The sequence below is a fragment of the Winogradskyella psychrotolerans genome, assembly GCF_018860545.1.
Taxonomy (GTDB): Bacteria; Bacteroidota; Bacteroidia; order Flavobacteriales; family Flavobacteriaceae; genus Winogradskyella; species Winogradskyella psychrotolerans_A.
Map to the genome: position 1 here is coordinate 52,135 of NZ_JAHKPN010000002.1, position 17,967 is coordinate 70,101.

Here is a 17,967-nt window from a genome sequence, read left to right on the forward strand (position 1 = left end):
TATAATGGAGATATTAAATAAACTATATCCTCATGGAAGATGATTAAAAGGCTAATGTTAGTCTTGGTTGAAAACCGGATTAAAATATCGTTTAAAATCGTTTTTTATCGTTAAAATGTAAATGTCTCATTTTTTTTGTATGTTTGCAGAAGTCTAATGCCCCTACATGAAACAAATTCTACTACTGATAACCTACTTATTAGCATGTAACTCGTATGCTCAAAAACCAGCTTTCGACCCTGAAAGTTCAACTGGTCAATTATTTCAATATTCTGAATATGTCGATGTAGATAAAACGATCTACACAATAGAGGATATTTTAGCTAATGATCTATTAACCTATAAAAATTTAGAATCTGCTAACCATGATTTTGGTTTTACTTCAGATAATTATTGGGTTCGATTTGCATTAAAAAACAGTTCGAATACAGATAAAACCTATTATTTTGAAACAGGTAGGCCAGTTACTGATATTATCAATTTGTATGAGATAAATACAAATATAATAAAATATCAAAATGGAGATCAAAACGCGTTTGCTGCGCGTAATGTTGAACATAGACAAATTGTTTTTAAATTAACGCTTCAAGCGCATAGTGAACAATTATATTTTATGGAAATATCTAGTGATGGAGAAGCTATAAACCTCCCACTTACGTTATATAATGAGTCCTCATTTTTTATTTCAAACTACAAGCAGCAATTATTCTTAGGTCTTTTTTATGGTGTTCTGCTTTTAGCAGGTTTTATTTACCTCATTTTTTATAATAGCTTAAAAAACAAAACCTTCTTATACTATGGTATTTATGTGTTTTCTATTGCCTTAATGCAAGCCGCTTTAGACGGTTTTATTTACCAATACGTATTTCCAAATGGTGGATTCTTTAATAGTAGAATGGTACTAATTACAGCAATTTCATCTAATTTCTTTTTACTTAAATATTGCGAACATTTTTTAAAAACAAACTTCAACTTACCACATTATAAAAAAGCATACAATGCTATTTATATCAGTTTAACAGTTTCATTTGTAATGATTTTTATTAGCCCAAAGGCTTTAGAACTCGCTTATCCAATTTGTAACCTAAACGGCTTATTTAGTTTAATACTTATTTTAACTACAGTGTTTACAATGTGGTATAAACGTATTTCTGTAGATATCTATTTCAGTCTAGGGGTAATGTTTTTAGTTGCAGGGTTACTTGGATTTGTAATGAATAATTTAGGCCTTTTACCAAGCAATTTCTATACATTAAATAGTTCTAAGTTTGGTTCAGGAATAGAAGTAGTTCTATTATCATTATCAATGACAAAACTTATAAAAAAATTAAGAAAAGATAATGAAAAAGCGCAAGCATTAGCACTAAAAAAGTCCGAAGAAATTAGTGAGCTTAAAACATATTTTATGTCTAATATTAGTCATGAATTGAGAACTCCTATAAATGCCATTATGGGAATGGCAGAATCTGCACTTTCAGACAATAATAATATTAATGAGAATAAAGATAAATTTCAAATTATTAAAAATGCTTCATTGAGTTTACTGAGTAATGTAAATGATATTTTAGATTTTGAAAGAATAGAGAAAAATCAACTTCACCTAAATAAAGAAGAATTTAATCCAAAGTTAATTTTAAAAGAGATTAGTAATAATTGGAAGTTTGAAGCAAATAAAAAAGAATTAAATTATAGTTTTCAAATGGATTCTGAAATACCAACAAAAGTGAGTGGTGATCCAGAACGTTTTACTCAAATAATAAATAATGTATTAGCGAATGCTGTGAAATTCACAAATGAAGGTTATGTACATTTAAAGTTAAAGTGCTTAACACAGCCTAACGATATTTCACGATTTTATTTTCAAATTTCGGACTCGGGTGTTGGCATGGACCAAGAAAGTAAAGCACATATTTTCGATAGTTTTAATCAAATGCGTTTAAATAACAAACGCCAATTTGGAGGAATCGGTCTTGGTCTTACTATTTCAAAACATTTAATTACTTTATTTAATGGGAAATTACAAGTTGAAAGTATTGCTAATAAAGGTACTGATGTCTTTATTGAAATTCCGCTTAAAAAAGTCGTAAGTGCTTTATCTGACAAGAAATCTAATGTGATTAACACCACAGATTCACCTGTAGAAATCCTTGTAGTTGAAGATAATAAGCTTAATCAATTAGTAATGCAAAAGTTGTTGAGTAACTATCCCAATGCTAGCATTACAATTGCAGAAAATGGAAAACAAGCGATTGTAGCACTTAAAACTAAAGCTTACAACCTTGTGTTAATGGATTTACAAATGCCTATTATGAATGGTTACGAAGCAACTGCGATCATAAGAAGTGGCGACTTAGGCGAGTTAAATAATAACATCCCTATAATTGCCGTTACTGCAGATGCTACAGATGCAACAAAGCAGCGTGTTTTACGATTAGGCATGAACGATTATATGACTAAACCTGTGAAGAAAGAGTTACTTTTTGAAAAAATGAATGCGTGTATTAATACACATAATCTAAACGTCGCTTAAAAAGCTTTATTTTAAAAATGATACTATCAAATCACAAACCTCATACAGTTCATTTGAAAGCTCATTTTTATGCCAAGGATGTTTAGTATTAAAAACATGATCTGCATCGTCAACTATCTTAAATTCACTGTTAGGATTCCATGTATGTAAAGCTTCGGCCTCACTAATCTTCACAGAAGTATCTTTAGAACCATGTATAATTAAATGTGGAATGGTTAACCGTTTTTCTGCCGATGCAATATGAAGCCGATTTTCATTGGCTTTAAAATCTTCGTAAAACTGATAGTAATGTGGCATTTGTTGTTTCGTTCTGCCATTTACAACATACTTAACACCATCTTCTTTCCACTGTTTAATTTCATTTTCTGTACCGAATCGATTTCCAAAATCACTTACACTTGCTAAAGTAATAAGTTTTGTAATCCGTGGGTCTTCAGAAGCTTTAAGAATAGTTATGCCACCACCTCGACTGTGACCAATTAAACATATCTTGTTGCTGTTTATATTTGAATTTGATTCAAAACGATTTTGAGCCCAAGTAATAACGTCTTCTAAATCATCCAATTCTTTGGTATAATTATTATGTCCAAAAGCCTCCAAATCTGGAAAATCAATCGGGTTTTCCATAGTGCCACCGTTATGCGAAAAGTTGAATTTAATGACACAAAATCCAGCTGCTGCAATATGTTCTGCCATTAAGTTCCAAGCACCCCAATCTTTGTAGCCCTTATAGCCATGACAAAATATAACGATGGGCTGATTGGTTTTCAATTCATCATAAAACACATCAATTAAGATGGGCTTTTTACCGTCTCTTTCTAAAATTATGTTTTTATCAATTATCATTAGTCGAGTTCTTTTTCAATAAAATTAAGCTTTGGATTACAGATTTCTGTAATCAATTTTTTGAGTTCTATTTCAAAATTATCTAAAGTTTCATTGGTGATCAATTGATCTTTTGTTCTGGAATGTGATGATGGTTTTTTACCAAATTTTAAAAAGCCTTCATTTAGATTTTTAAATGAAATAATTCCGGCTTCTATCGGCAATTGTATGCGGTTATTTTGTCGCATCATATACGCGTAACATAAAATCTGAAAAGGCTTACTGTACTTAATGTAGTCGGTAGTGATATCTTCCCAATCGACTATTTCAACCTTATTCTGTTCGACTTTGCCAGACTTATAATCTATAACGCGCACCACACCATCAAACATATCAACTCTATCTACTTTACCTTTTAGTTTAATCGGAAAATCTAATCCGTCTATGGCAATATCTATTCTTTCATCTGATTCTATTGATAAAATTTTTATTTCATGACCCTGATTAAGGCTTTCTATTTCTAAATTTAAGAAATTTGAAATATAACGCTGGGCAATTTCAAAAATGATGAGATTTTTTCCACTCGAAAAACCTCCTTTATTATAGAGGTCTTCAAAATGTTTAGTTACCATTGCCTTCGTACGGTTTTTAAAATCTTTAAGATGTTCAACAGTTAAAAAAACACCTTCCAAAGGTTTATAAAAATCCTCTAAGGAATTATGAATAACGGAACCTAAGGTATTGGCTGCAATATTTTCCTCAACCTCTTCAAACGCTTTGATCCCTAATATTTTTTCATAATAAAAATCTATCGGGTTTCTAATGTAATTGGTTAAGGACGATGGCGAATACCCTTTGCCAGACATAACTTTTATTTGTTCAATAACCGAAGGTGTTTTAATTATTTCGGTTAGCTTTTGTTCTATAATTGGAACATTGGGAGATACAACAGTTGTTCTTATATTATGAATACCTTCCACTTCTAATTGCGTTAAAAACCGACTTTTTTCTCCTCCTTTTAAAGCATCTATTTCGGTGTTGTATAAAATGTATACGTTTTTGGCGCGTTGTAAAAGCCTATAAAAGTGATAGGTATAAACCGCATCTTTATCTTTAAACGTCGGGAGATTGTTTTCAATTTTAACATCGAAAGGTATAAAAGAATTGTTCGTCTTTCCTGATGGCAGAATACCTTCATTTACAGAACTAATAATAACGGTTTCAAAATCTAAAACACGTGATTCTAGCATACCCATGATTTGAAGACCTTCTAGTGGTTCACCTTTAAAATCTAAAGTTTCAGAACTCAATAATTCTTTGTAAATGGACTGTAAGGCTACAATGGAGCGAAGGTATTTGTAGGTGCTATTTAATTCTGATAATTGATTAAATAAGGTATTAAAACGAAATAAATATTCTAACTCTAAACTATGCTCTTGTTTGTTGCTATCATAATTCATTTTCATTTTTAAAATCAATTCAGCACAATGTTTCAACGCTACTTCTGTATGATCTTTCCAAGACGCAAACAATAATGCAACAAGCGATTTATGAGAAGGAGCAAGGTCTTGAAGTTCATTTTCAGTGATATAAACTAGATTATGTTTTTGTATGTACGCTACGACATCACTCGAGATATTATTAGTTTCTTCTGTATCAAACAAAGGAAAAACAGAAGGATGAGATAACAGACCAATGACATCTTTATAGTAGAATTTTTCAGGATTATTTTTATGAATATTAAATAGCTGTTCAAAAAACGACGCTAAGGGCACAAACTGTAATGGCAATCCCATAGTGACATTCAGCTTAGTGATATGATTAGGAATTGAATTTAAAACTGGAAGTAATAAATGCTCTTCACCTAAAACAACGGCTATACTAGATAAGTTCGTCTCCTTTTCTGTTAATTCCTCTAAGAGTTGACCAATGTACTTAGCTTGTCCGACTAATTTAGGGATTCCTATAGCCTGAATATTTTTTGGTTCACCGTAATGAGTTGTCACCCAATTAAACGGATGGGTTTGAAAGTAATTCCATTGTTTTCTATGCTGCCTTGTAAACCAGCCAGAATCATGTACATTATCATCAATAAATGCTTTATCAATATCCCAATAGATGTGGGCTAAATTATTTTTTAATAAGCCCTGAATGATTTGGGATTCAGCTGTATTTAAGGCATTAAATCCTAAGAAAATATGCGTCTTACCGTTACAGTTATCTATATAAGACTCTAAGTTATCTACAGCCTCTCTATAAATCAAACCTTGGTAACCTTGCTTAGATTGAATTAAGCGCTCTGTAAACGATGAATAATAATTTTTAAGCTGTTTCCAGAACTTTAAATGATTTTTAATAAGTTCTGTTTGATTGGGATCTAACGACCAATGATGAAGCTCTTTTATGGCACTTAAGTAATCAAATATATGCTCTTGCGGTATGAGATAGCGATCAATCTCATTAAAGTCTTGCAATAAGATTTGAGCCCACTTAGAAAATGATTCAAAGGGTTCCTGTTCGTCTTCATTAGTTAACGCTTTATACGTTTCGTAAAGCCTAAATAATAAATCTGTATTGGGTAAATTTTGAAGGCCTGATAATTCTTCAACAAATTCCTCACTACTGAGTATCTGAGGTGCAAATATAGGTTGGTCTATTAATGTAGAAAGGTGGTGCTTAAGAAAAACACCAGCACGTTTACTTGGGAGAATAAAATGTAAATCTTCTAGTTTTAAGCCTTTGTTTTGAAGATCTACGAGAACCGATTTTATAAAACTTATCATTCTATAAAAATAAAAAACGCCCCGAATATCGGAGCGTTTTTTTAATATATTTTAGATGTGATTAGTTTTTCAACTTCACCTCTACACGTCTGTTTTCTTTTTTACCAGCTCTTGTACTGTTACTAGCGATAGGATTTGACTCACCGAAACCAGCAGCTGTTAATCTGTCTGCACTAATTCCATTAGCGATTAAATAATCTCTAACTGCATTTGCACGTCTTTCAGATAATGCTTGGTTCATTGATTTAGATCCATCAGAATCAGTATGACCTTCTAAAGAGAAGTTAGCCTGTGGGTATTCTTTAAAGATTGACACCATAGATTGTAATACTTGATCAGTTTGTTTCTGGAAAGTTGCCTTACCTGAGTTAAATAAGATTGATCTAGCATATTCGTTTAAAGTTTCCATAACAGGAGCTGTTGGCTTAACTTCAGGACAACCATTGTTTGCCGCAGTACCAACTTCGTTAGGACATTTATCATCTTTGTCTAATATACCATCACCATCAGTATCTGGCCAAGGACATCCACTGTTTGCAGCAGGACCTGCTTCGTTAGGACAGTTATCGCTTGAATCAGCAACACCATCACCATCAGCATCTGGACAACCAGCTAAAGTTTTTAAACCCGCAACATCAGGACAGTTATCATCTTTATCCATTACACCGTCACCATCAGAATCAGGACAACCGTTAAATTCAGCTAAACCAGCCGTATTAGGACAATCATCTTTTGAATCTTGGATACCATCGTTATCAGAATCTGGACAACCATTGAAGATCTCTAAACCAGCTTCTTCAGGACAAGCATCATCTTGATCGTATATACCATCTCCGTCAGTATCAGTACCACCAAACTTGAAAGTAACACCTATTGAATGTTGAAAGTGTGTTGGCAAGTAATCTTCGAAAGAATGCTTATAAGTAGATTGAATATCTAATCCTAACTTTTCAGTGAACCAAACTTTAAAACCTAAAGTTCCGTTTACAGTTCCAGCTCCGATGTCATCAACCCAAGTATAACCACCACCAACACCTAAATAAGGGTCAAATGTTTTAGAGTTAATGATGTCCATAAAGCTATAAGAAACTCTACCATCTAAACCGTAATACGTTAAATCATCAACTTTGTTAGTTGATTCTTCACCTGTCATAGGATCAAAATTAGAACCAAATTTATCTATTCTGTTAAGAGAACCTTTTGCAGTAAATATAAAACCGTCACTAAGGTATCTAGATACAGAAAGTGTTGAAACTGAAGGAAGGATATTCCAATGATCTGATACATTGAAGTATTCGTCAAAATACTCTCCTTGAGGTGTGTCTTCTCCTACTGGGTAAAAGTCAACTGCGTTGGCTCCAAAACCAAGGGCCCATGGATTGTTCTTGTCTTGTGCATTAGATGTGCTAAAACTTGCGATAAGCACTGCGACAAAAAATAATCTGCTAAGATTTTTCATATTCTAATTAATTTTAATTTTAAGTGTTAATTGTGGCAAAAATAAGATGTTAAATTTTATTAACAAAGACAAATATATAAAAATATTGGGAAATTGCCCTAAAATAGAGCGATTGAGTTAAATTTATAACGGTTTCAGATAACATTTAGTTCTTTCCCAACTTTGATAAAGGCAGCTATGGCTTTATCAAGTTGGCTTTGATCGTGAGCAGCAGAGAGTTGCACTCTAATTCGGGCTTTATCTTTAGGCACCACAGGGAAGAAAAATCCTATCACATAAATCCCTTCTTCTAAGAGCTTATTCGCCATGGTTTGAGATAGTTTGGCATCATACAACATCACAGGTACAATAGCAGAGTCGCCATCCACAATATCAAACCCGGCTTCCTTCATACCTTTTTTGAAGTATTTAGTGTTCCAATCTACTTTATCTCTTAAGCTTGTGTCATTTTTGAGCATATCAAACACTTTTATTGAGGCCCCAACGATTGCAGGTGCTAAAGAGTTAGAGAACAAATAAGGTCTGGAACGTTGACGCAACAATTCAACAATCTCTTTTTTAGCCGTAGTGTAACCTCCCATGGCACCACCTAAGGCCTTTCCTAAAGTTCCGGTAATGATATCTATTCTTCCAAGAACACCTTTTTCTTCAAGGGTTCCAATACCTGTTTCCCCTATAAATCCTGTGGCATGACATTCATCAATCATCACCATAGCATCATATTTATCTGCCAAATCACAGATTTCATCTAAAGGGGCAACTAAACCATCCATAGAAAACACACCATCAGTTACTATGATTTTATAACGCGCTCCATTGGCATTGGCTTCAATTAATTGTGTTTCCAAATCTGCCATGTCATTATTTTGGTAACGATATCTTGCCGCTTTACATAGACGTACTCCATCGATTATTGAAGCGTGATTTAGAGAATCTGAAATGATCGCATCTTCTTTGGTTAATAGCGGTTCAAAAACACCTCCATTCGCATCAAAAGCAGCTGCATATAGGATGGTATCTTCCGTTCCGTAGAAATCAGCAATTTTTTGTTCTAGTTCTTTATGAATATCCTGCGTACCGCATATAAAACGGACCGAAGACATCCCAAAACCATGTGTATCCATTGTGTCTTTTGCTGCTTGAATAACATCGGGATGCGAGGATAACCCCAAATAATTATTAGCACAGAAGTTTAAAACTTTCTGACCCGTATTAAGGGTTATTTCTGCCCCTTGAGGTGATGTTATAATGCGTTCTTCTTTAAAAAGTCCAGCGTCTTTTATCGCTTCTATTTCTTGTTGTAAATGATTTTTTATATCTCCGTACATTGTGTTTGGTTTTGAATATGAAACAAAGATACTATGAAAAATTAGACTTCAAGAACTTGAATTATGTCATTTATATAAACTAGTAATTTATGCGTCACGTTTAAATTCATCTGATTTAAAACAGCCTCATAAGCATTAAGTTGATTCGCATGAGATTCTTTAGCTTCACCTGTTTTATAATCAATAATAATCGCTTCGTTTTTTGAATTTATATTCAGCCGGTCTGGTCTTAACAGTTGACCAGAACTTGTGATAATATCACGTTCATTATAAATCTTGAAATCACTAGTATAATACATCTTTAACTTTGGATGATCCAAAACATCTCGAACTAATACTTTGAGAGCATCCTCATTAGCTTTAGTTACCTCTCCTGATATCAACAACTCATTAAACGCAAAATCAAGATCGTCACTCGTTTTAATTTTAGACAACAGCAAATGGACTAAATTTCCGCGTTCAATAGCGGCTTCTTGTTGCGTATCCCACAGCAATCCAGATTTCGTTACTACGTTTAAATTATGAGCTTCTTTGGGGACAGAAATTAATTTTAATGGACGTGTAGTAATTTCCTTTTCTGAACTATTTTCGTTTGGTTTCAAATTTCCAAAACTATAATTAAGTTGGCTGTCTGTCCACTTATTTTGGTGCTGCAAGTACTTTATAAACATACCAGCATAGGTATTCTCATTCACCACACCTTTAGAACTCACATCTTTTTTTGAAATAATATACAACTGCTCAACCGCTCGTGTTAAAACCACATAAAGTAAATTAATATTATCTAATTCTAATTGCGATTGGTGCGTGTTATAAATAAGCGTTCCTGTATCTCCAAAATGCTCAACGTCCTTATTATAATTAAGTAGTAAGGTGTTAAAAGTACTGTGCTTTTCAGCTTCAACAGGAAACCACACTTTTGGTTCTAACTCTCTATAAATATTAAGATCTGCATAAGGAAATATCACCACTGGAAATTCTAAACCTTTCGACTTATGAATGGTCATAATCTGAACAGCATTCATATTTTCTGGCGTCACCACACTTAAATTATCTTCTTTCTTTTCAAAATAATTGACAAACGCGGCAACATCTGCATTTTGCTTTTGCGTGAACTCTAAAACCACATCTAAATAAAACTGAAGGTAAGCATCCGATGATTCATTAAGATTAAAGAGTCGCACTACATGTTCCACCAATTCGTATAGCGGCATTTGAAGACATTGATTCTTACTAATATATATATCCAATTGCTCTAATTCAGAAAACATATCATCAAGATTATTTCTCAGGTAGGTAACAAAAAACTGATGTTTATCTTCAATATGATGTTGTTCTGCCAAATACGAAAGCACCTCAACTTTTAGACTATCATTATTAGGCTGAACAAGCAGTCTTAAAAACGAATTTATAAAATTAACTTTATCAGAATTCTTTAAAAGTAAAGTTTCCGAAGACGTAATTTTAATGCCGTGTTCATTCAAATAATTGGCTATGGCAACACCTTCTTTTCGTTTTCTTACTAAAACACAAATATCATCTAAAGGAAACCCATTCTCTTGACATTCCTGTATCGTTTTTAATACTTGGTTCGCATATAACTCTTGACTATCATCCTCTTTCTGAATATCTAAAAAATTCAGATTTACATAACCCTCAGAACTATTATGCATTTTTTGGGTCGCCTTTTCATAAAGATCCGCATAAGCCGTTTCGCTAAAGGCGGTTTTACTTAGAAACTCAAAAAAGGAATTATTAAATTCAATAACTGCCTTAGAGCTTCGGTAATTGGTATCTAATGCTAACACCTCTGCTTCAAGCTGAAATGGATTTTCAATTTTATTATATAGTTTTATAAATTGTTCTGCTTCACCTCCTCGCCACCTGTAAATGGCTTGTTTAGCATCACCAACCAACATCGCAGAACCGCTAGCTTCAGACACTGCATTTTCTAATAATGGCACCAGATTTTCCCATTGCATTTTTGAGGTATCCTGAAACTCATCAATAAAATAATGTTTAAATTTTTCACCCAACCGTTCGTAAATAAAAGGTGTTGGTTGGTTTTTAATTTCTTTACTTATTATAGTGTTGAACTCTGAAATCAACATTTTATTCTGATCCGCTTTTAAAGCATCTAACTCATTTTTAATGGCGTTTAAAACAGACAATGGAGTGATGTTTCTATAGAATCCCTTTTTAAGTTTTATATCGAAAATAGTCGATTTCGAATCCGTAAAATATGCCGCTAATTGCGGCTGAATACTTTCTATAGTTGAAGCCACAATATCGGTAACACGTTTTGGATATATCGTTCCGTCTTCAATTAAATCGTTTTGCCAAGCCGCATCAAAACCAACGGAAAATTGACCATTACTTAATTTCTCAAAATGTTTAGGTAGCGAACTGCGATTAAAATCATTAAATTCTAAACCAGATTCTTCAATTAATGTTAAAGCTGTCTTTCCAGTCTCTATAATTGTATGTTCAAGCTGAAGGATGTCTTTAGATAGTTGCTGCTTGAGAACCTTAAAATCTTCAAGCGTTTTCTCTTTTAACGATTGAATGGCAAATAGGTCATTCTCATTAACTAATAATTTCGAAATCTTATTAAAATCATAACTGATATCCCAACTTTTATCATCGTCTGCTTTTTCTATCGCAAAATCAACAAGGACTTTGGTTAAGGTTTTATCACTTCCTGCTTTTGCAATTAAACTATCTACCGCTTCATTGAGGAGGCGTTCTTGATCGAGTTCGACTTCAAAATTTATAGGTAATTTTAAATCGTGAGCAAAAGTTCTAATCACACGATGTGTAAACCCATCAATGGTAGAAATATCAAAAGCACCATAATTATGAATAATATGTTTTAAGATGCGTTTTGATTTTGTGTGAAGTACTTCGGGTTCAATTCCTAATTCGTCACATATGGCTACAAACATAGGATGTGGCTCTGTCAAGCTTTTTTCCGAAGAAAAAGATTTAAGCATATCTATAATACGATCCTTCATTTCACCAACGGCTTTATTGGTAAACGTGATGGCCAAAATAGATTTGAATTGATCTAAACTTTTAGACTGAATAAGTATTTTTAAATAGGCTTTGGCTAGGGTAAATGTTTTGCCACTACCTGCAGAAGCATTGTATATTTTGAAAGCTGAATTTTGCAAGAGATAATTTTTATACCAAAATAGGGAATCTTAATAGTTTATTAAGAGAAAATCACAGACAAAATTGTAAATTTGAGTTGAGACAAATTATAAACCAATTAAAAACGAAAATATTATGGCTTTCGAATTACCGAAATTAAAATATGCTTATGATGCTTTAGAACCAAACATTGACGCTCGTACAATGGAAATTCACCACACTAAACATCACCAAGGCTACACAAATAAATTAAATGCAGCTATTGAAGGGTCTGACTTAGAAGGAAAAACGATTGAGAACATTCTTATTAACCTAGACATGGATAATAAAGCGGTAAGAAATAATGGTGGTGGTTTTTACAATCACTCGTTATTTTGGGACGTTATGAATCCTGAAGGAAAAGGGCGTTTATCTGGAGATTTGAAAGATGCTATTGAAGCAGAATTTGGATCTTTTGAAGCGTTTAAAGATGCTTTTTCTAAAGCTGCTGCTACACAATTTGGTTCTGGTTGGGCTTGGTTGTGTGTACATGAAGGAGGAAAAGTTGAAGTGTGTTCTACACCAAACCAAGACAATCCATTAATGCCAGGTGTAACTTGTGAAGGGACTCCAATATTAGGATTAGATGTTTGGGAACACGCCTACTACTTAAACTACCAAAACAGAAGACCAGATTATATTGAGGCATTTTTTAATGTGATTAACTGGAATGAAGTTGAGCGTCGTTATGCTGAAGCGAAATAAGTAAAAGTTTTATTTTTATACATTGAAAAATCTGAGCCTCTCACGAGACTCGGATTTTTTTATTTTGCAATTACTCTAATCTTCCAAGTGCGCTAAAAAACCTCGGTTATCACAAATTTATTTTCCCTAAATACAACCTTATCTCCTATCTTTTTTGACAGTAATAATTGTGCTATTGGTGTGGCTGCAGAAATAGCAAAATACGATGAATTAGCAATTGTATATTCTCCAGCACTTATAGCGATGAAATAATTAGCTTGCGTTGTTATTACAACACTTCCTAAAGCAACTTTACTATGGTTTGACTCCGTATTTACTTTTTGCAAGAGTTGCTTTTGTTTTTCAATTTCAGACAATTGATGTCCTGCTTTTTCCCGTTCTAATTGCAGCATTGCTCGTCCTGTTTCATGCTTATCTCCAGCACTACTTTTAGTTTCTGATTGTAAAGAATTTTGAATGTCTGATATTGTACTTTTAACGGTCAACAAACGGTTATCAATAAACTTTAAACACGCATTATATAGTTCTTCTTTTATCATCATTTTTGAGGATTTAGATCCAATTTCCCGTAGAACCGCATCTGTTTTACAATCCATGCTTTTCGCTTTTGAATATAAGCAGATGCTGGATTAGCACGATACGTTCTTGGATTGGGTAAAATGGCCACAATAGCAGCCGCTTCATATGCTGTTAAATTAGCTCCAGACTTATTAAACCAATGTTGTGATGCTGCTTCAACTCCATAAATACCGTTTCCCATTTCAATACTATTTAAATAGACTTCAAGAATACGTTCTTTACTCCAAATAGCTTCGATTAGAAATGTAAAATACACCTCTAAACTTTTTCGCAACCAACTGCGATCTGGCCATAAAAATACATTTTTAGCCGTTTGTTGGCTTATAGTGCTTCCTCCTCTAATTCGTTTACCTTCTTTATTGTGCTCATAGGCTTTTTCAATAGCTTCAATGTCAAAACCATTGTGCGCCATGAATTTCTGATCCTCACTGCAAATAACCGCTAATTGTATGTTTTTTGAAATTTCTTCAATGGGTACCCAATCGTGTTCCCAAACTTTGGTGTCCTTATCACTATCAACATAACGTAAAATCATTAACGGTGTAAAAGGAACTGGAACATATTTAAACACCACCACCATACCGACCGAAAGCACAATAAACCATAGAAAAAGTTTAACAAAAAGTCTAAAAATGCGTTTCATAAATTAATCTATTAAATCTGCTAATGATTTGCCAATACTACTGCCAATGGCAACTCCCATTCCGCCCAATCGCACTCCACAAAACACGTTATTGGAAACTTGTTTTACGATTGGTTTTTTCTGTTTACCGACTCCCATAATTCCGGACCATCGATGATCGATTTCAAAGGTAGTGTCTGGCAGAATGGTAGTTTTTAAAAGGTCTTCTAGTTTATTTTGAATTAATTCTGTTTCTCCAAATTCGGTAGTTTCCTCAGTTTTAAAATCAAGATTCCGTCCTCCACCCAACAAAATTCTATTATCAATATTTCTAAAATAATAATACCCTTCTTCTAAATGAAACGTGCCTTTAATAGGTAAGTTTTCAATAGGTTTCGTAATTAAAACTTGAGCTCTCGCTGGTTGAACTGTTGCGATATCTAACTGTTTCGCAAATCCGTTTGTAGCTATAAACAGTTTTTTTGTTGTAAATGTAAAGTGATTCGTTTTTAATTTTACTGTATCTACATGTTCTGAAAAGGACTCCACTATACAATGGTTTATTATTTTTATTCCTAACGATTGTACTTTGTTTAATAAGCTGTCCATCATTTTACCGGTATCAATCTGACCTTCAAAGGGGTTAAAACAGTATTTCGATTTTATATTTTTGAAACCAAAGTTATTTTCTTTGAATGCAAACACCTCGGTATTAAATAATGGATATAAAAATTGATTGATATCTTCAAGTTTTTCAACACATGACTTATACAGGGACTCATCCGAATCTAGGAATAACTCATAACCTCCTAAATTTTGATAATCTATAGCGTTATCTCCTAAAGTTTTTCGCAGCAGTTGAAGTCCGTCTATTCGTTTTTTTATTAATTCTAAAACCTCTATTTCAGAGTGGTGTTTTAAATCGTCTATGATTTCGCTTAAACTCCCAAAGCACGCAAAGCCGGCATTTTTAGTGCTAGCCCCTTGTGGGAGTATGCCTTTTTCGAGGATTAAAATCTTAGAATTTGGATAGCGATATTTTAATTGTAAGGCACAATTAAGCCCTACAATACCGCTTCCAACAATTGTGAAATCGATGCTAGTCAACCAACTTTTTATTTCCCAATACGATAAATTCATAGCACAAAAAAAGCTCCCAGTTTAGGAGCTTTTAAAGTAATAAAATATATTCTTATTCTACTATAATTTTCCTAGTCACTTTTTGCGTTCCATCTGTAATCGTTAATAAATAGACACCAGACTGCGCGTTATTAAGTTGTACGGTTTCTTCAAACCTACTCACATTATTATAGTCTTTAGTATAAATAGATCTACCTCTTATATCGTAGACAGCAATAGAAATATCCTCTCCAGATTTTGGATTAAATTGAATATTGAACTCTCCATTATTTGGATTAGGATAAATGCTTAACTGCTCAAATTCATTATCTTGAACCGACAATACAGCTTCAACCGAATTCTCACATACTTCTATGGTCACCGAGTTAATGGCACTAGTCGTATTATTTTCTGTGCTATCAAAAATATAAAATAGCCAATCTCCTTCGGAGTCGGTACCATCTACTGCAGACAAAGCGTCTTCTGGCACAACACTATCACCATTACTTAAGGTTGAACAATTAATTGCACCACCTTCATCGTCAAAAACTAAATTTGGATTGGCACTTCCTGAACACTCTTGAGAAGCTAATCTTATAAGAAATGAGCCCGAATATTCTGGGTGTCTAAATCCATATAATAAATCACCACTATTTGGGTGCGTAATATCTACAGATATATTTGCATCTGTCATAGTTAAGGACACCGGTATATTTAAGCCATAACCTGTGTAACTCCCAGTACTTTCTGGCACTGTAAGACCTCCAAAATCAAAGATGTAGCTTTCACATACATTAACCGTTTCATAAGCATAACTACCAATAGCAAAAAAAGAAGTGTTAAGATTAAAAAAGATATTTCCAGCACCTTCGACCATAATTCTGCATTTTGCTGCACTCACATCAGGCACCACAATGGAGTGAGAACCATCATTTGGTACATTAGAGGCTAAAACAGTATCATAGGTTACGCCTTCATCTGTAGAAAGAAGAATATTAACATTTGTGGCATTCACTCCGTTACCTGTTGTCCCTGCAACATTCCATGTTATAGTTTCTGTTTCACCTGGCGTCCAAACGATTTCACTGCCACTTTGCGATGTCACTGTAAACGGACCTGCTGCTGTAACGTTAGTAATGGTCATTTGGTCTGAATCTGTTTGTCCACCACGAGCATCATTATCTCTTACGGTTAACACGAAATTAATGTCTCTATTAACGCTTGCTAATTTTTCCCAGGTAGTAGATATCCCGCCGTTGTTTAAAACGTCTGAAAGTCTTGGCACATATCTAATTGGGTTTTCAGTGCCTTCAAAAGACCTTACTAAAGGTCCTGAAAAAGCTGTTTCAGTGGGCAAACCTGCTGTTCCTAAATCATATTGTTCCCATGTGTAGGTTAATGTTTCCATTCCATCATCATCGGTAGATCCATTTCCATTTAATTTATATGGTGTACCTTGAGGTATCGTATAATTGGCACCAGCATTTGCAACTGGCTCAGTATTACCTGTAGATGTTCTATTTATTGGACAAGCACCTGTACTTGTGACATGACTCCATATGTTATTAATACTATTCTGATGAAAATAAGCATCACTACCTACCTGTATATTATCAGAACCACAAATACCAGCATACGCCATAATAGTTGTACCACTTCCTGGCTCGTAGGCATTGGAAGCAGATCTATTTCCTCCTGAACAATTACCTACGGTTCCATTAAAAGTATGTGGAGCTCCAAATTGATGCCCCAACTCATGTGCTACATAATCGATATCAAATGCATCACCTACTGGTTGTGTTACACCTGTTACTCCTCTTGCTTTAAAGTTAGTATTACAAGTCACTCCAAGACTAGCTAACCCTCCTGCTCCGGTACTGAAGGTATGACCTATATCATAGTTCGCAGATCCTATTTCAAAATTAATTATACTCTGACTTTGACCAATCAAAATAGACTCATTATCATTAGAAAATGGATCATCGTCTCCATCTGTATATATAATATTCGCATTATCTGCAACTAAGGTTAAAGTAATTGCTAAATCGCGCTCATAAACACTATTTACTCGAGTTAAGGTAACTACTATCGCAGCCATCGCATCAGCAACTGTTCCCCCGTGAAATTGTGTATATTCTCCTGTACATGCAACTGCAATACGATAATTTCTTAACGTTCCATCATTTGCATTTTTTGATGAAGGAGCTTCAAAGCTCGTCGTATCTAGAAGCGGATCATCTATAACACCACATTCAAATTCAAAATTTCTATCGGATAAATCTCTTTTAGAATAAACCGTGTAGATATCTCCCACCTTAGAGAATGGATCAATAAATTGAGTACCGTCAGATGTTCCTAAAATCATTGCATGAAACCCTTTAGACGTCATACTAAATCTTATTATCTCAGTAGGATTATCGACACCCTGACCAGCATACGATTTCATATCTGGAAACTGTGCTTGGAGTTCTGATGCCATTATTGAAGCTTCAAATATTTGAAACTGTTTTAATTTACCTTCTGAATCAGGAATAGAAATAATAGTATTTCCTGGATTTTTTCTATCTCCAATATTTTGAAGTTCTACTTTTAATTGTTCAATATTTAGTTGGAAAAACTTTTCGGATTTAAGTTCAATTTTTCTTACAACTTGTTCGAATTGTTGAGCTTTCTGAGCATTAATACTCGTCCATAACTCATTCGAATTTTGACCTTGACTGGACATTGAAAAAAACACAATGATAACTGTGCTGATTTTTAAAACGTAATTCTTAAGCATAATTTATTTTTTTTATAGCTTATAAAGTTAAGCTATTTATATTTAA

Annotated in this window: 11 protein-coding genes; 2 read left to right on the forward strand and 9 right to left on the reverse strand. The window is 33.7% G+C overall.

Annotation, left to right across the window (positions count from 1 at the left end; all coding sequences use genetic code 11):
- The first annotated feature begins 166 nt into the window (after positions 1-166).
- On the forward strand, positions 167-2,530 hold the full coding sequence (locus KO515_RS00255; RefSeq protein ID WP_215934374.1) for a hybrid sensor histidine kinase/response regulator: 2,364 nt from the start codon (positions 167-169) through the stop codon (positions 2,528-2,530).
- Between the two features lie 6 nt (positions 2,531-2,536).
- Here the strand turns inward: KO515_RS00255 and KO515_RS00260 are convergent, their stop codons facing one another.
- The 5 genes from KO515_RS00260 to KO515_RS00280 all read right to left on the reverse strand — a co-directional run bounded on the left by KO515_RS00260 (position 2,537) and on the right by KO515_RS00280 (position 12,098).
- Positions 2,537-3,376, reverse strand: a complete 840-nt coding sequence (locus tag KO515_RS00260; protein WP_215934375.1) for an alpha/beta hydrolase family protein — start codon at positions 3,374-3,376, stop codon at positions 2,537-2,539.
- Positions 3,376-6,138, reverse strand: a complete 2,763-nt coding sequence (locus KO515_RS00265) for a PD-(D/E)XK nuclease family protein (RefSeq protein ID WP_215934376.1) — start codon at positions 6,136-6,138, stop codon at positions 3,376-3,378. The genes KO515_RS00260 and KO515_RS00265 overlap by 1 nt, the downstream gene beginning before the upstream one ends.
- 61 nt (positions 6,139-6,199) lie before the next feature.
- The gene (locus KO515_RS00270; RefSeq protein ID WP_215934377.1) at positions 6,200-7,597 is read right to left on the reverse strand and encodes an OmpA family protein; all 1,398 of its coding nucleotides are present in this window, start codon (positions 7,595-7,597) and stop codon (positions 6,200-6,202) included.
- A gap of 134 nt (positions 7,598-7,731) precedes the next feature.
- Positions 7,732-8,925 (reverse strand): glycine C-acetyltransferase, encoded by a 1,194-nt coding sequence (gene kbl / locus KO515_RS00275; RefSeq protein WP_215934378.1) that lies wholly within the window; start codon positions 8,923-8,925, stop codon positions 7,732-7,734.
- 41 nt (positions 8,926-8,966) lie between these two features.
- Positions 8,967-12,098, reverse strand: a complete 3,132-nt coding sequence (locus tag KO515_RS00280) for a UvrD-helicase domain-containing protein (RefSeq protein ID WP_215934379.1) — start codon at positions 12,096-12,098, stop codon at positions 8,967-8,969.
- Positions 12,099-12,213: 115 nt separating this feature from the next.
- Here KO515_RS00280 and KO515_RS00285 point away from each other — a divergent pair, with 115 nt between their 5' ends.
- A complete protein-coding gene (locus tag KO515_RS00285; protein ID WP_215934380.1) occupies positions 12,214-12,822 on the forward strand; it encodes a superoxide dismutase in 609 nt (202 codons plus the stop codon).
- A 92-nt stretch (positions 12,823-12,914) separates the two neighbouring features.
- Here KO515_RS00285 and KO515_RS00290 read toward each other — a convergent pair whose 3' ends face one another.
- The 4 genes from KO515_RS00290 to KO515_RS00305 are packed head-to-tail and all read right to left on the reverse strand — an operon-like array spanning position 12,915 to position 17,921.
- Positions 12,915-13,364, reverse strand: a complete 450-nt coding sequence (locus KO515_RS00290; RefSeq protein WP_215934381.1) for a GreA/GreB family elongation factor — start codon at positions 13,362-13,364, stop codon at positions 12,915-12,917.
- Positions 13,361-14,044, reverse strand: a complete 684-nt coding sequence (gene mtgA / locus KO515_RS00295) for a monofunctional biosynthetic peptidoglycan transglycosylase (RefSeq protein WP_215934382.1) — start codon at positions 14,042-14,044, stop codon at positions 13,361-13,363. Before mtgA ends, KO515_RS00290 begins: the two co-directional genes overlap by 4 nt.
- A 3-nt stretch (positions 14,045-14,047) precedes the next feature.
- Positions 14,048-15,163 carry an NAD(P)/FAD-dependent oxidoreductase gene (locus KO515_RS00300; protein WP_215934383.1) on the reverse strand — a complete coding sequence of 372 codons (1,116 nt, stop codon included), beginning with the start codon at positions 15,161-15,163 and terminating at the stop codon, positions 14,048-14,050.
- A gap of 52 nt (positions 15,164-15,215) precedes the next feature.
- On the reverse strand, positions 15,216-17,921 hold the full coding sequence (locus KO515_RS00305; protein WP_215934384.1) for a zinc-dependent metalloprotease: 2,706 nt from the start codon (positions 17,919-17,921) through the stop codon (positions 15,216-15,218).
- Between the last annotated feature and the right edge of the window lie 46 nt (positions 17,922-17,967).

Excerpts from the sequence above, each read along its gene's own strand:
- KO515_RS00300 (WP_215934383.1), bottom strand. The coding sequence starts at position 15,163 with ATGAATTTATCGTATTGGGAAATAAAAAGTTGGTTGACTAGCATCGAT.
- mtgA (WP_215934382.1), bottom strand. The coding sequence starts at position 14,044 with ATGAAACGCATTTTTAGACTTTTTGTTAAACTTTTTCTATGGTTTATT.
- KO515_RS00285 (WP_215934380.1), top strand. The coding sequence starts at position 12,214 with ATGGCTTTCGAATTACCGAAATTAAAATATGCTTATGATGCTTTAGAA.
- KO515_RS00305 (WP_215934384.1), bottom strand. The coding sequence starts at position 17,921 with ATGCTTAAGAATTACGTTTTAAAAATCAGCACAGTTATCATTGTGTTT.
- KO515_RS00255 (WP_215934374.1), top strand. The coding sequence starts at position 167 with ATGAAACAAATTCTACTACTGATAACCTACTTATTAGCATGTAACTCG.
- KO515_RS00260 (WP_215934375.1), bottom strand. The coding sequence starts at position 3,376 with ATGATAATTGATAAAAACATAATTTTAGAAAGAGACGGTAAAAAGCCC.
- KO515_RS00270 (WP_215934377.1), bottom strand. The coding sequence starts at position 7,597 with ATGAAAAATCTTAGCAGATTATTTTTTGTCGCAGTGCTTATCGCAAGT.
- KO515_RS00290 (WP_215934381.1), bottom strand. The coding sequence starts at position 13,364 with ATGATGATAAAAGAAGAACTATATAATGCGTGTTTAAAGTTTATTGAT.
- KO515_RS00265 (WP_215934376.1), bottom strand. The coding sequence starts at position 6,138 with ATGATAAGTTTTATAAAATCGGTTCTCGTAGATCTTCAAAACAAAGGC.
- kbl (WP_215934378.1), bottom strand. The coding sequence starts at position 8,925 with ATGTACGGAGATATAAAAAATCATTTACAACAAGAAATAGAAGCGATA.